Origin of the sequence: Lachnoclostridium sp. An196, assembly GCF_002160135.1 — a bacterium.
GTDB lineage: Bacteria > Bacillota > Clostridia > Lachnospirales > Lachnospiraceae > Hominiventricola > Hominiventricola avistercoris.
The window spans coordinates 25343-40378 of sequence record NZ_NFJZ01000003.1; the positions used below are offsets into that span (position 1 = coordinate 25343).

At 52.0% G+C, this 15036-nt stretch carries 10 protein-coding genes; 7 read left to right on the forward strand and 3 right to left on the reverse strand.

The genetic code is table 11. The features are described from left to right. The first annotated feature begins 4 nt into the window (after nucleotides 1-4). The 4 genes from B5F29_RS04590 (at nucleotide 5) to B5F29_RS04605 (ending at nucleotide 6358) form a co-directional block, all read left to right on the forward strand. The gene (locus B5F29_RS04590) at nucleotides 5-1123 is read left to right on the forward strand and encodes an aminopeptidase (protein ID WP_087153509.1); all 1119 of its coding nucleotides are present in this window, start codon (nucleotides 5-7) and stop codon (nucleotides 1121-1123) included. A 158-nt stretch (nucleotides 1124-1281) separates the two neighbouring features. After that, nucleotides 1282-1983, forward strand: a complete 702-nt coding sequence (locus B5F29_RS04595; protein WP_087153510.1) for a response regulator transcription factor — start codon at nucleotides 1282-1284, stop codon at nucleotides 1981-1983. Further along, nucleotides 1980-4001, forward strand: a complete 2022-nt coding sequence (locus B5F29_RS04600; protein ID WP_087153511.1) for a sensor histidine kinase — start codon at nucleotides 1980-1982, stop codon at nucleotides 3999-4001. Before B5F29_RS04595 ends, B5F29_RS04600 begins: the two co-directional genes overlap by 4 nt. Before the next feature lie 71 nt (nucleotides 4002-4072). After that, the gene (locus B5F29_RS04605; protein WP_087153512.1) at nucleotides 4073-6358 is read left to right on the forward strand and encodes a hydratase; all 2286 of its coding nucleotides are present in this window, start codon (nucleotides 4073-4075) and stop codon (nucleotides 6356-6358) included. A gap of 49 nt (nucleotides 6359-6407) precedes the next feature. On the opposite strand, the gene B5F29_RS04610 is transcribed toward B5F29_RS04605, so the two are convergent. From B5F29_RS04610 to B5F29_RS04620, 3 genes are read right to left on the reverse strand one after another with little or no spacing between them, the layout of a single operon-like run. Further along, nucleotides 6408-7841 (reverse strand): sensor histidine kinase, encoded by a 1434-nt coding sequence (locus tag B5F29_RS04610; protein ID WP_087153513.1) that lies wholly within the window; start codon nucleotides 7839-7841, stop codon nucleotides 6408-6410. After that, nucleotides 7841-8536: a response regulator transcription factor gene (locus B5F29_RS04615; RefSeq protein WP_087153514.1), complete on the reverse strand. Its 696-nt coding sequence runs from the start codon at nucleotides 8534-8536 to the stop codon at nucleotides 7841-7843. The genes B5F29_RS04610 and B5F29_RS04615 overlap by 1 nt, the downstream gene beginning before the upstream one ends. An 18-nt stretch (nucleotides 8537-8554) precedes the next feature. Then, entirely contained in the window at nucleotides 8555-10927 is a 2373-nt protein-coding gene (locus B5F29_RS04620) for an endonuclease MutS2 (RefSeq protein WP_087153515.1), read from the reverse strand. A 171-nt stretch (nucleotides 10928-11098) separates the two neighbouring features. Here B5F29_RS04620 and B5F29_RS04625 point away from each other — a divergent pair, with 171 nt between their 5' ends. From B5F29_RS04625 to rlmD, 3 genes are all read left to right on the forward strand, one after another. Further along, nucleotides 11099-12361: a S1C family serine protease gene (locus tag B5F29_RS04625; RefSeq protein ID WP_087153516.1), complete on the forward strand. Its 1263-nt coding sequence runs from the start codon at nucleotides 11099-11101 to the stop codon at nucleotides 12359-12361. An 86-nt stretch (nucleotides 12362-12447) separates the two neighbouring features. Beyond that, nucleotides 12448-13392, forward strand: coding sequence for a 3'-5' exoribonuclease YhaM family protein (locus B5F29_RS04630; RefSeq protein WP_087153517.1), 945 nt, complete (start codon nucleotides 12448-12450; stop codon nucleotides 13390-13392). A gap of 92 nt (nucleotides 13393-13484) precedes the next feature. Next, entirely contained in the window at nucleotides 13485-14930 is a 1446-nt protein-coding gene (gene rlmD / locus B5F29_RS04635) for a 23S rRNA (uracil(1939)-C(5))-methyltransferase RlmD (RefSeq protein WP_087153709.1), read from the forward strand. Nucleotides 14931-15036 lie beyond the last annotated feature (106 nt).

The window sequence follows — 15036 nt, forward strand, 5'->3', positions numbered from 1 at the left end:
GAGTATGGATGAGAGGATCCGGAAACTTGCCGGAAATCTGGTTAATTATTCTTGCCGTGTGGGGAATGGCGACAAAGTTTATATTCATTATACCGGAGCGTCTACGGCGGAACTGGCCGGCGAACTGGTGAAAGCGGTTTATGAGGCGGGCGGTCTTCCGTTTGTGCACTATACAGATCCCAAGGTGCAACGCAGACAGCTGATGGAATGCACCAGGGAACAGATGGAACTGATGGCGGAGATCGACGCGCTGGAGATGTCCCGTATGGACTGCTATATTGCTGTGCGGGGCAGCGACAATGTATCAGAGCTGTCCGATGTGCCGGCGGAGAAGATGGCCCTCTATGAAAAGTATTATATGACCCCGGTGCACCATGATATCCGGGTGCCAAAGACCCGCTGGGTGGTGCTTCGCTATCCCAATGACGCCATGGCGCAGTTGAACGGGACGAGTACGGAGGCTTTTGAGGATTTCTATTTCCGGGTATGCTGCCTGGATTACAGCAGGATGGCCCGGGCCATGAAACCTCTGGTGGAACTGATGGAGCGGACGGACAGGGTGCACATCAAGGGAAACGGCACGGATCTGATTTTCTCGATCAAAGGAATTCCGGCGATCCCCTGCGCGGGAGAATGCAATATCCCGGACGGAGAGGTCTATACGGCGCCGGTGCGGGATTCCGTAAACGGCGTGCTCAGCTACAATACGCCGTCCGTATACCAGGGATTTACTTACGAGAATATCCGCCTGACCTTTGAGAATGGAAAGATTATAAAGGCAGAGGCAAATGATACAGGAAGAATCAATCAGGTATTTGACACCGATGAGGGTGCCCGCTATGTGGGAGAATTCGCCATCGGCGTGAATCCTTATATACTGAAACCCATGAAGGATACTTTGTTTGATGAAAAGATTATGGGGTCCTTCCATTTCACACCGGGCAACTGTTATGAGGAAGCGCCTAATGGAAACGCTTCTTCGATCCACTGGGATCTTGTGTGTATCCAGCGGCCGGAATATGGCGGAGGGGAGATCTGGTTTGACGATGTGCTGATCCGAAAAGACGGAAGATTTGTCATCCCGGAACTTGAATGCCTGAACCCGGAGAATCTCATATCCTGACAGGACGGACCGCAGCCGCCGGCAGGTTTCCTGCGCTTTCGCGCGGAAGCCTTCCGGCTTTTTCTTATCAGGGACGCGTTAAAAGAATCTTAAGAATTTCAGACCTTTCATCTTAAAAATAAGATGATATAACTATAGGCAGAAAAGGAGAGACGAATATGAACATTTTAGTCTGTGACGATGACCGGGCGATCGTAGACGCCATCGAGATCTATTTAAGCCAGGAGGGCTATACAGTATTAAAAGCATATGACGGACTGGAGGCAATCCGGATGCTTCAGGAGCATGAGGTGCACCTGCTCTTGCTTGATATTATGATGCCCCATATGGACGGTATCCGCGCTACAGTCAAGATACGTCAGACCAGCGGGATCCCGATTATTTTCCTTTCTGCAAAGTCGGAAGATACGGATAAGATTCTGGGTCTGAATATCGGCGCGGACGATTACATCACCAAACCGTTTAATCCGCTGGAGCTGACAGCCAGAGTAAAATCACTGCTGCGGCGTTATACGCAGCTGGGAGCGATCTCTGAGCAGCGGCCGTCCATATTCCGGATCGGAGGTCTGATGGTAGACGACGACCGCAAAGAGGTGACTGTGGACGGAGAGCCGGTGAAACTGACGCCTATTGAGTACCAGATCCTTCTTTTGCTGATGAAGAATCCCGGGAAAGTGTTCTCTATCGCCCAGATCTATGAGAAGATCTGGAATGAGGATGCCATCGGGGGAGACAATACAGTAGCTGTACATATTCGTCATATCCGGGAAAAAATCGAAATCAATCCCAAAGACCCCAGATATCTGAAAGTTGTCTGGGGAGTGGGATACAAGATTGATCGGGAACAGGAGAGAATATGAAGAATAGAAGAAAAAAAACATCCGTTTTCCGGAGAATCATTCTGGGAATCAATCTGGTTATGCTGGCAGTGCTGGCAGTCGGAGCAATTATAGGAAACGGATATCAATATACACAGGAAACCTGGCGGGACGCGCTGAATGGGAAAACATATGTGGAGACGGCCGCATTTCAGGATCTGGCTTCCGACGCGGTCTATAACTCTATTGGAGCGCTGGCAAGAACCAGCAGGATGGAGCGGGCAGGCGAATTTGATCCGGACCGGATTATCCGCATCCGTGATTATCTGGACAGCAGAACAGTCTATGATGAGGTATCGGAGGAGGAGAAAGAAGACGGAATCTGCTACCGACAGGGGGATCTTTACCAGTGGAGCCTGAAAGGAACTACGATTAGGGATAACGTGCTGCAGGAGGTATATCAGCCTCTCTTTTACGGAAGCATTCAGGAATATGCCAACCAGTGCGGAGAAGAATATCAGGAGCTGGTAGATCAGATCCAGGAGGCGATGGAGCGGCTGAAAGAAGACGTGGCGGCCTATCAGCAGGATCTGAAAACCTGGAATTCCGGCGCTACCAATGTGCGCTTCGCGCTCTGGGATCTGGGCAGCGGGGAATTTTACACCAATGTGGCAGAACTGGAGAAGACAGAGCCTGCACAGGAAAGTCTGGAGGCATATTTTAAAGATTTTGGAAGCTATTATATTTTTGACAGCCGTTCTACCAGTGTGTCGCAGGTAAACGTGGGAGACTATTATTCTTATAATACCCAAGCGCTCTTGACGGGCGGCGCCGCGCACCTGGATGGGGAATATCAGCTGTATGTGGGGATTGACACTTCCTTCCCGGTGTCGGATCAGTTTCAGCGCGGCCAGATAGAGTATGAGAATGCTGTCGGAACGATCATCCCGTATATGAAAGGAATGGGAGTGCTGGCGGTCATATGGCTTGTCACTCTGCCGGCGCTTCTTGTTACGCTGATCCGCGGAGCGCGGAGACTGGGAACCGCGCTGCTGGAAAGAGTGCATGTGGCGGTCCGTATCGCGATCTATTTTGTGGCTTATCAACTGATCCAGATGCTGATCCGGCTTCTGCCGGGGACAGGCGCCGCAGAGGACGTGCTGATGCTGACCCTGAACGCGGGAGTGCTGGCGATCCTGATTCTGGACGGAATTCAGCGTCAGAAGCTTCTGGAAGGCGTGGAGTCCATGAAATCCGGCAGGGAAGAATCCGGGATTCCCACAGAGCATCTGTTCTGGAATAACCGCAGGATGGCGGAAGCAGTCAACGGGCTGGGAGAAGACCTGAAGAGCGCGGTGCAGGAACAGATGAAAAGCGAGCGGATGAAGGCGGATCTGATCACCAATGTGTCCCATGACCTGAAGACGCCCCTGACGTCCATCATCAATTATGTGGATCTGATGAAGCGGGAGCCCATCGAGAATACCAGGGCAGAAGAGTACCTGGAGGTGCTGGATCAGAAATCCCAGAGGCTGAAACAGCTGACAGAAGATCTGGTGGAAGCATCCAGAGCCAGCTCCGGCAATGTGACGCTTCAGATTACACGTATTGATCTGAAGGAACTGCTGATGCAGACCAGCGGAGAATTTGAAGAACGATTCGCGGCCCGCGGATTAAAGTTTGTCGCTTCCTATCCGCAGGGACCTCTGTATGTGAAAGCGGACGGGCGCAGATTGTGGAGAATCATCGAAAATCTGTACCGGAATGTGGAAAAATACGCTATGCCGCACACCCGGGTCTATCTGGACGTGGCACGGGAAGAGGGCGAAGCGGTTGTATCCATGAAGAATATTTCGGAACAGCCTCTGAATATTTCAGCGGAAGAACTGACGGAACGCTTTACCAGAGGAGATGAATCCCGTACCACGGAAGGCAGCGGGCTGGGATTGTCTATCGCGAAAGATCTGACAGAACTGCAGAACGGCAGATTCGAGATCTATCTGGACGGAGATCTGTTTAAAGTGACAGTGGCGTTTCCGTGCGATATGGAAAAAGAATAGTATTATTTGTGGTTGCTTTTACACCATGGCAATTGTATAATTGTATACAAATCCGTTTTATGGAGGTGCGTATGATTCAATTATATAATGGAGGCGCTTATGTGCTGAACGGATCCGAGATCATCCCGGATTCCCCGGATGCACAGAAAGTGCTTGCCGGAAAGATGGCTCAGGTGCCGTCCAAAGAAGAGGCGAGAAAACAGACGATTGCCTATGGTATCCTGAAACAGCACAATACATCCGGCAGTATGGAAAAGCTGCAGATACGTTTTGACAAGCTCACATCCCATGACATTACATATGTGGGCATTATCCAGACCGCACGCGCTTCGGGACTGGAAAAATTTCCTATGCCTTATGTGCTGACGAACTGTCATAACAGTCTTTGCGCAGTGGGAGGAACCATCAACGAGGATGACCATATGTTTGGCCTGACCTGCGCGAAAAAATACGGCGGAGTGTATGTGCCGCCTCATCAGGCGGTAATCCACCAGTATGCCCGCGAGATGCTTTCCGGCGGGGGGCAGATGATATTAGGGTCGGACAGTCATACCCGTTACGGCGCGTTGGGCACCATGGCTATGGGCGAAGGCGGTCCGGAGCTGGTAAAACAGCTGCTGAACCAGACCTACGATATCCCCATGCCGGGCGTAGTGGGCGTATATCTGACCGGGGAACCGGTCAGGGGCGTCGGGCCTCAGGATGTGGCGCTGGCGATTATCAAGGAAGTATTCGCCAACGGATATGTTAATAATAAAGTGATGGAATTTATCGGCGACGGAGTCGGAAAACTGAGCGCGGATTTCCGTATCGGCATCGATGTTATGACCACGGAGACCACCTGCCTGTCCTCGATCTGGAAGACAGACGAGGCGATCCGGGAGTTCTATGAGATCCACGGAAGACCTGAGGATTATAAGGAACTGAATCCGGGCGGCACGGCGTATTATGACGGCATGATCGTGGTAGATCTGGGAGAGATCCGTCCCATGATCGCTATGCCGTTCCATCCCAGCAACGCGTATACGATTGATGAGCTGAACGCGAACCTGGACGATATCCTGGCAGATTGTGAGAAGCGTGCCAAGGTCAGCCTGGGAGATCAGGTGTCCTTCTCGCTGAGAGATAAAGTACATAACGGACGCCTGTATGTGGATCAGGGCATCATCGCCGGCTGTGCGGGCGGCGGATTTGAAAACATCTGCGCGGCGGCGGACATTCTGGACGGAAAGAGTATCGGAGCCGACGAATTTACGCTGAGCGTTTACCCGGCTTCCATGCCGATCTATATGGAACTGGTGAAAAATGGTTCCGCTGCCATGCTGATGCAGACCGGAGCGGTCCTGAAGACCGCATTCTGCGGACCTTGTTTCGGCGCAGGGGATACGCCGTGCAACAATGGTTTCAGCATCCGCCATTCCACCAGGAATTTCCCGAACCGGGAAGGTTCCAAGCTGCAGAACGGTCAGATCGCGTCCGTTGCGTTGATGGACGCGCGCTCTATCGCCGCTACGGCAGCCAACAAAGGATATCTGACGGCGGCTACGGACCTGGATGTTGAATACCGGAATCCGAAATATATATTTGATAAACAGATTTATGAAAACCGTGTATTTGACAGCAAGGGCGAGGCGGATCCGGATGTGCAGATCCATTTCGGTCCCAATATCAAAGACTGGCCGGCTATGAGCGAGCTGCCGGAGTATCTGATCCTGAAAGTGGTATCGGAGATCCATGATCCGGTGACGACCACGGACGAGCTGATCCCTTCGGGAGAGACTTCCTCCTATCGTTCTAATCCGCTGGGGCTGGCGGAGTTTACCCTGTCCAGAAAAGATCCGGAGTATGTGGGACGCGCCAAGAAAGTCCAGGCGGCGCAGAAAGCGCTGGAAGCAGGGCAGAGTCCGGAAGAAGCGCTGCCGGAGCTGAAAGATGTCCTGGATACGATCCGCGCTTCTTATCCGGAAGTGACAGACCGGAATATGGGAGTCGGAAGCACGATCTTTGCAGTCAAACCTGGAGACGGTTCCGCGAGGGAGCAGGCGGCGTCCTGTCAGAAGGTGCTGGGAGGCTGGGCGAATATCGCCAACAGCTACGCCACCAAGCGTTACCGTTCCAATCTGATTAACTGGGGGATGCTGCCGTTCCTGATCGAGGAAGGAGACCTGCCTTTTGTCAACGGTGATTATCTGTTTGTTCCGAACATCGCGGAAGCCGTTAAAAATAAAGCTTCGGAAGTGAAAGCGTATGTGGTGAAAGACGGTATGAAGGAATTTACCCTGAAGCTGGGCGAGATGACGGATGATGAGAGAGAGATCATTCTGAAGGGATGTCTGATTAATTATAACCGGGTTTAAAATCTGATAATAAGGCGGAATTTCCTGTCATGGAGATCCCGCCTTTTTCTTACCTGTCTGTTTCCTCCTCCGCCTCGCTCAGCGAGAAGACAAACTCGGTGCCGACGCCTTCGGTGCTGATCACATTGATATTTTCCCCGTGCATCTGGATAATCTCTTTGACGATGGAGAGTCCCAGGCCGGTGCCTCTCTTATCCTTTCCGCGGGAGAGATCTGTCTTATAAAACCGTTCCCATATTTTTTTCAGACTGTCTTTGGGAATTCCGATTCCTGTGTCACGCACAGATACAAAGATCTTTCCAAAGCGCGGCGTGGTTTCTACCGTGATGACCGAATCCGGATGGCTGAATTTGATCGCGTTGTCGATCAGGTTGTAAAGTACCTGCTGGATCTTGCCCATGTCCGCGAAGACATAGGACTGGGGATCGGCAAAGAGCAGGTTGAAGGCGATTCTCCGGGAGGTACAGGTGCCTTCAAAGGAAGCGGCGGTGTTTTTGATCACTGTATTAATATCAAAACGGGTCTTGTCCAGACGGTTTTGCTTGGGATTCATGGCGTTCAGCTCCAGCAGGCCGCTGGTCAGCTTGGTCAGGCGTTCCGTTTCCCGGAGCACGATGTTCAGGTATTTTTCCTGCATCTCAGGAGGGATCGTGCCGTCCAGCATGGCTTCAATATAGCCTTTTATGGATGTGAGCGGCGAACGGAAGTCGTGCGAAATATTGGAAATCATCTTCCGTTGGTCTTCGTCCGCGTCTTTGAGGGCCTGAGCCATAAAATCCATGGTGTTGGAAAGAATGCCCAGTTCGTCGTCACGGTCCATGGCGATGGGATAGTCGAAATTGCCGGCGGCATATTCCCCGGCAGCCCGTCTGAGTCTGCGCAGCGGCAGATAGACGATGAACCAGCCTGCGGCTGCGAAGATAAATGTCAGCAGCATCAAAAGGATCAGTGTAATATAAAACGCAAGCAGATAGCCTTCTTTTTCCTGAATCACGGAAGACATGGGGGTGTGTACCGCAATGTATCCGCGCACATGATAATTATGGGTGACCGGAACCAGTACGCTCAGGGTCTCCTGGTCGAACATGCCGAAAAAATCTCCCGTGGTATAATATTTTCCTCCGGGCAGTACCGAATTAAAATCCGGAATTTCCAGAGATTCTGCGGGGATCTCGTCATCCGCAGAGCTCAGGACCAGACTGCCGTCCCGGCTGATGAGCCATATCTCCGCGTTCAGGTAGACATCCAGGGAAGACAGATAGGGCTGGATTCCGGAAAGCGAGCGTTGATCCTCCATGTCGCCGGGATAAGTAGCTACGTACTGGTCAGCCAGATACAGCCCTTCCTGATAAAAGGAACTGGCCTTTTCTTCCACCGTGTGATCCAGAAGCAGCCTGGATGTGACGGTGGAAATGCAGAAAAAGGCACACAGCCCGAAAATCAGATACGCGATGATAAATTTTATGTTCAGTGAAAGGTGCATTATTTCACCTCGAATTTATATCCGATCCCCCAGACGGTGGCCAGACGCCAGGAATCGTGATCCTTGATCTTTTCCCGCAGCCTTTTGATATGAACATCTACCGTGCGGGTATCTCCGATATATTCATAGCCCCAGATATGATCCAGAAGCTGCTCTCTGGTAAATACCTGATTTGGGGAAGAAGCAAGGAAATATAAAAGTTCCAGCTCCTTGGGCGGCATCTCCACCGTATGGCCCTGATAGATCACAGAATAATTAGTCTGGTTGATGATCAGATCCGGATACTGGACAATTTTGGATTCGCTGCCGGTTTCCGGCCTCGCCGGCTGAAAACGGCGCAGCACCGCTTTGACCCGGGCAACCAGCTCTTTGGAATCGAAAGGTTTGATCATATAGTCGTCTGCTCCCAGTTCCAGGCCCAGTACTTTGTCAAAAATCTCTCCTTTCGCGGAAAGCATGATGATGGGAGTATTGGAACGGGTACGGATCTCCCTGCAGACCTGGTAGCCGTCTATGCCCGGAAGCATCAGATCCAGCAGGATCAGATTCGGCGCGAAGCTGTCAAAGACCTGCAAAGCCTGTTCCCCGTCGGTCACAATTTTTACTTCGTAACATTCTTTGGTCAGATAAAGAGAGATCAGTTCCGCAATATTAGTATCGTCGTCGACGATGAGTATTTTCTGTTTTGAAGCCATAATGTTTCTCCTGTCTGTTTATTTGAACTCCGCAATCGTCACCCCGGCTTCTCCTTCGCCGAAGGTCCCGAGACGGTAGGATTTGATGTACTTGCAGCGTTTCAGGTGCTGCTGCACCGCGCTGCGCAGAGCGCCGGTACCCTTTCCGTGTACGATCCGCACGCTGGGGACATGAGCCAGATAGGCGTCGTCCAGATACTTGTCCAGATGGCCCATGGCTTCGTCCACGGTCATGCCGATCAGATTGATCTCGGTGCTGACAGACGCTGATTTTGACATTTTGATATTGCCGCTGCCGGAGGAGCCTTTTCCGGAGACCGGATGTTCTGCCTCTCCCAGATATTCCAGGTCATTAATATTTACCTGTGACCGGAGGATTCCCATCTGGACAAAGAGATCGCCTTTGGCGTTGGGAAGGGTGCTGACAGTGCCCTCCAGGTTCAGGCTCAGTACGCGCACCCGGTCCCCGATATGCAGGGCTGCCGGTTTGACCTTCTTCCGCGGCTTCGCCGGTTTGGCGCTGGTACTGATTTCGGTATTTTTGATCTTCTCCCGCAGACGGGCGCGCTCGGCCTCCATCTCTTTTACAGAAATATTGTCTTTTCCGAATTTATGGAAATTCTTCATGGTCTCGTCTGCATAGTCTTTGGCCTCCTGCAAAATAGCGCCCGCCTGTTCCCGGGCGTCGCGGAGGATCTTTTCTTTCTGCTCGTCCAGGCGGTCCTGTTTCTTCTGCAGGGCATTGCGGAGAGAACGGATCTCCTCTTTGTACCGGGAAATCTCCGCCTGATCCTTTTCCAATGTAACGCGGCTGTGTTCCAGCTCGGAGATCACGTCTTCGAAGTTCTTATCCTGAACGTCGATCTGCTTTTTGGCATCTTCAATCAGGTGTTCCGGAAGTCCCAGTTTGGCAGAGATGGCGAACGCGTTGCTTTTGCCGGGAATGCCGATGAGCAGCCGGTAAGTGGGCCTCAGAGATTCCACGTCAAACTCACAGCAGGCATTTTCCACGCCCTGCGTGGAGAGCGCGTAGATCTTCAGCTCGCTGTAATGAGTCGTCGCCATGGTGCGGATCCCCTGCCTGTGCAGATGGTCCAGAATCGATATGGCCAGGGCGGCGCCTTCGGTAGGATCGGTACCGGCGCCCAGCTCGTCGAACAGCACCAGAGAGTTCAGGGACGCATCCTTTAAGATAGAAACGATGTTGGTCATATGAGAAGAAAAGGTACTGAGACTCTGTTCAATACTCTGTTCGTCTCCGATGTCCGCGAATACATCGTCAAATACGGCCAGCTCCGAACGCTCGAAGGCGGGGATATGGAGCCCGGACTGTCCCATGAGCGTGAAAAGTCCCACTGTCTTCAGAGAGACGGTCTTGCCGCCGGTGTTGGGACCGGTCACGATGAGCAGGTCGAAATCTTTGCCCAGCCATACGTTGATGGGCACGACTTTTTTAGGATCCAGCAGAGGATGCCGTCCGTCTTTGATGCGGATACAGCCCCTCTCATTGAGCACGGGACGGGTGGCTTTCATCTCTTTGGCAAGCATGGCCCTGGCGAAAATGAAATCCAGGTCCACCAGCAGGCGGTAATCGTCGGATAAGAACTCCAGATAACCGGCTGCCGTCTCGCTGAGGGAAGCCAGGACTTTTTCGATCTCCTGCTGCTCCTTGATCTGCAGTTCCTTATAATCGTTGTTCAGCTTGATCACGGCCATGGGTTCGATGAAAAGGGTCGATCCGGTGGAACTCTGGTCGTGGATCATACCTGCCACCTGGCCGCGGTATTCCGCTTTGACGGGCAGGCAGTATCTTCCGTCCCGCATGGTGACTACCGGGTCCTGCAGGTAAGCGCGTGCGGAACCATTTACCATGGCGTTCAGCGTGCTGTGTACGCGGTCGTTCATCTGACGCATGGAACGGCGTACATGCAGCAGGGCGCCGCTGGCGTCATCTGCCATCTCCTCTTCCGAAAGAATACACCGGCGGATCTCTCCGGCCAGAGACGGAACCGGTTCCAGTAATTCGAAAGATTCGTCCAGAGAATCCCGCGAGTCGTCATCTTCTTCCCGCTGTCCGTACCGGCGCACTTTCCCGGCAGTCTCCAGAAGGGACATGATCTGCAGCAGTTCTCCCATGCCCAGGACCCCGCCCACTTCCAGTCTCTTTATGGAGCCGCGGATGTCGCGGATACCGCCAAAAGACAGGCTGCCTTTGCGGTAAATACGGCGCAGGGCGTCTTCGGTCTCTGACTGCAGGCGCTCGATTTCCTCCAGGGAGGAAGATGGCTTAAGGGTGCGGCAGAGCTCTTTGGCGCCTTCAGAAGCCGCATGCTCTGTCAATATATGAATAATTTTGTCAAATTCTAATGTTTTTAATGCTTTTTGGTTCATAAATATCTCCTGTGTCCGAACTGATATCATTGTACTCCATTTGAAAAGGAATGAAAAGTAGAACTTATAGACACTTTCAGGGAAATCTAGTATAATACTTTCTGGACAACAGCGGGTGAAAACCCTCATGACGGACCGGGGGGAGAAGAGTTTCTTTTGCGGGAGGCTGTAATGGCAGACTTAAAAGATAAAAAGGATTCCGATTATTTATTTATGCAGGAGAAGATCAAACAGAAACCCATATATCAGAATCGGACGGTGCGCAAATGCGCGTCGTGCATTCTGTCCGGCGTGCTTTTTGCCCTGGCGGCGCTGGGGGTCTGGGCTTTTGCGCTCCCTTTCCTGGATAACCAGGCAGAAGAACAGGAGATCCAGCCCATTGAGATCCCCGAAGAGGAAGAAAATACCGAGACAGAAGAAGAGGAAGATTCTACTGTATACATCACGGAAACGGTCAGCATGGAGCTGGAGGATTACAAAAAAATGTATCAGCAGCTTATCCAGATCGGAAACCAGGCAGAAAAAAGTCTGGTGAATATTTCTGTGCTCTCGATGGATACAGACTGGTTTGATGAGATCTATACCAGTCAGAGTACAGTGTCCGGTGTCGTGATCGGAGATAACGGCCTGGAGCTTCTGATCCTGACCGGATATGAAGAAGTACGCGGCGGAGAGAGTCTTCAGATTACATTTTTTGACCGCACGACGGCTGCCGGGACATTGAAAAATTATAATAAAAATACGGGCCTTGCCATGATCAGTGTAAATCTGAGCGATATCTCGGATTCCACAAAGGGAGTGATCCAGTACGCAAATCTGGGATCTTCGAAGACGACCAGGAACGGAGAACCGGTGATCGCAGTGGGGAACCCGGCGGGAGTTTACGGCTCCGTTTTATTCGGAAACCTGACTTCTGTGACTCAGACGGCGGGTATCTACGACGGAAGTTATACGGTACTGACGACGGATATGGCGAAAGCAGACAACAGCAGCGGCGTCCTGATCAACTGGGACGGCAAGATCGTAGGCATTATCCAGAATCGCTGCGAAGTCAACGGCCAGGAAAATATGATACAGGCTTACGGCATATCGGATATGAAAGAAGAGATTGAGCATCTGTCCAACAGCCAGGATCTGGTGTATATGGGAATCATCGGAGCGGATGTGACCACTACGATCTCTGAACAGGAAGAGATTCCGGTAGGCGTGTATGTATCGGAAGTGGCGATGGATTCTCCGGCTATGGCGGGAGGCATTCAGCCGGGAGATATTATTACGTCCATGAGCGGGCAGCAGGTCACGAATCTGAAGGATGTGCGGTCAATCCTTTTAAAATGTTCCAACGGACAGAATATCCAGGTGGTATGTCAGCGTCCGGATAAGGATGGATACCAGGAACTGGAAGTGACGGTACAGCTGACCATATTACAATGACCCTCGCGGCAGCCGCCAAATGGACATGCAGGCATGTCCGTCTGGTTCGCTGCCTGCGGAAATAAATTTAGAAAGAGTGTGTATGAATGAAATATATTGAGACATTCCGGGAAGGGGAGAGAGTTTCCGGTATTTACCTGTGCAAAACCCGCCAGTCGGCGTTGACGAAGGCGGGAAAAGCTTATGAAAACCTGATGTTTCAGGATAAGACAGGAACTGTGGACGCCAAGATCTGGGATCCTAATTCCAATGGAATCGATGATTTTGAGAGCATGGACTACGTGGATATCGTGGCGGACGTGACCAGCTTCCAGGGACAGATCCAGCTGAATGTGAAGCGCGCGCGCAAAGTCCGGGAAGGAGAGTACAATCCGGCGGATTATCTTCCGGTGAGCAAAAAAGATATCGAAAAGATGTATCAGGAGCTGCTGGAATATGTGAACAAGGTAACCAATCCGTATCTGTCGGTTCTGCTGAAGGATCTCTTTGTAAACGACCAGGAGTTTGTGAGAGCGTTTAAATTCAACAGCGCTGCCAAGACCGTGCATCACGGCTTCGTGGGCGGACTTCTGGAGCATACGCTGAGCGTGACAAAGCTCTGCAATTATTATATCCAGGCGTATCCGATGCTGAACAAAGATCTGCTCTATACCGCGGCCATGTGCCATGACATCGGAAAAGTATATGAACTGTCGCCGTTCCCGGCAAATGATTATACGGATGAGGGACAGCTGCTGGGGCATATCGTGATCGGCACGGAGATGGTGGGAGAACGTATCCGGAAGATTCCGGGATTCCCGCAGAAGCTGGCCAATGAGCTGAAACACTGTATCCTGTCCCATCATGGAGAACTGGAATACGGCTCGCCGAAAAAACCGGCGCTCCTGGAAGCGGTGGCGCTGAATTTCGCGGACAACACGGACGCCCATATGCAGACCATGATCGAGGCGCTGGAAGCGGCCGGGGATAAACAGGGATGGCTGGGATACAACCGCCTGTTTGAGTCCAATATACGGAAGACCGGAAAATAGAACGTCAATAATATATGGAAAAGACAATGTGCCGGACGGAAGAAGGCTTGAATCTGCTTTTTTTCGTCCGGCATTTTCAAAAGGAGAGACCGATGAAAAAGGATGATATGATAGAACTGACCATCGAAGATCTGGGCGTTGACGGAGAAGGAATCGGAAAACTGGACGGCATGACATTCTTCGTAAAGGATACGGTGATCGGCGACCGGGTGGAAGCGAAGGTCATGAAGATGAAAAAAACTTACGGCTACGCGCGCCTGATGAAAATACTGGAACCGTCGCCGGACCGGGTGGAGCCCCGCTGCGCCCACGCCCGTCAGTGCGGCGGATGTCAGCTCCAGGCCATGAACTATGAAGCGCAGCTGAGATATAAGGTAAATAAAGTATGGAATAACCTGACCCGTATCGGCGGCCTGACCGGGCTTCCCAGACCGGAGATCCTGGGCATGGAAGACCCCTGGAGGTATCGGAATAAAGCGCAGTTTCCATTTGGAACAGATAAAGAGGGCCGTCCCGTGACCGGATTCTATGCGGCCCGGAGCCACCGGATCATTCCGTGCACGGAATGCCGGCTGGGCGTGGAGGAAAACCGGATCATCCTGGAGAAGATTCTGGATCATATGGAAACATACAAGATCCCTGCTTATGATGAGCAGACCGGAAAAGGGCTGCTCCGCCATGTGCTGCTCCGCAAAGGATTTGCCACAGGCGAGATCATGGTCTGTCTGATCCTGAACGGACGCCGCATCCCTGCTCAGGATGCTCTGACAGATTCTCTGCGGGAAGTGCCGGGCATGACCAGCATCAGTATCAATGTAAATCAGAAAAAAACAAATGTGATCATGGGAAGCGAGATGATCCCTGTGTGGGGGCAGGCATATATCACAGACCAGATCGGAGAGATCCGGTATCAGATCTCGCCCCTCTCCTTCTTCCAGGTAAACCCGGCGCAGACCCGGAAACTCTATGAGACAGCCCTGGAATACGCGGACCTGAGAGGAGAGGAGACTGTCTGGGATCTCTACTGCGGGATCGGCACCATCTCCCTTTTCCTGGCGCAGAAGGCAGGCAAAGTGTACGGCGTGGAGATCGTGCCCGAAGCCATCGAGGACGCCCGCCGCAACGCGGCATTAAATGATATCTCCAACGTGGAATTTTATGTGGGCAAGGCGGAAGAAGTCCTGCCGGAAAAATATGAGAAGGAAGGGATCCGCGCGGACGTGATCGTGGTAGACCCGCCCCGGAAGGGCTGCGACGCCGCCTGCCTGGAGACCATGGTGAAGATGCAGCCGGACCGGATCGTGTACGTGAGCTGCGACAGCGCCACGCTGGCAAGGGACCTGAAGTACCTGTGCGGGGAAGGGTATGAGGTGAAGAAAGTGAAGGCGTGCGATATGTTTCCGGGGACGGTGCATGTGGAGACTGTGTGCCTCTTGAGCAACACCCAAAGCAAGAAGAAAGAGTCCTATATTACGCTTGATGTGGAGATGGCAGATTACTATCGCATCAAGAACGAAGGGAAGAATTCTACCACCTAAGGTTCAGCCTCACAATCGAATAGGAATTTGAATAGATAAGCTGCAGATGCGGACATGATCCGAGATCTGCAGCTTGTTTTGTTTCAAGCCAAAATAGTCGATTGAA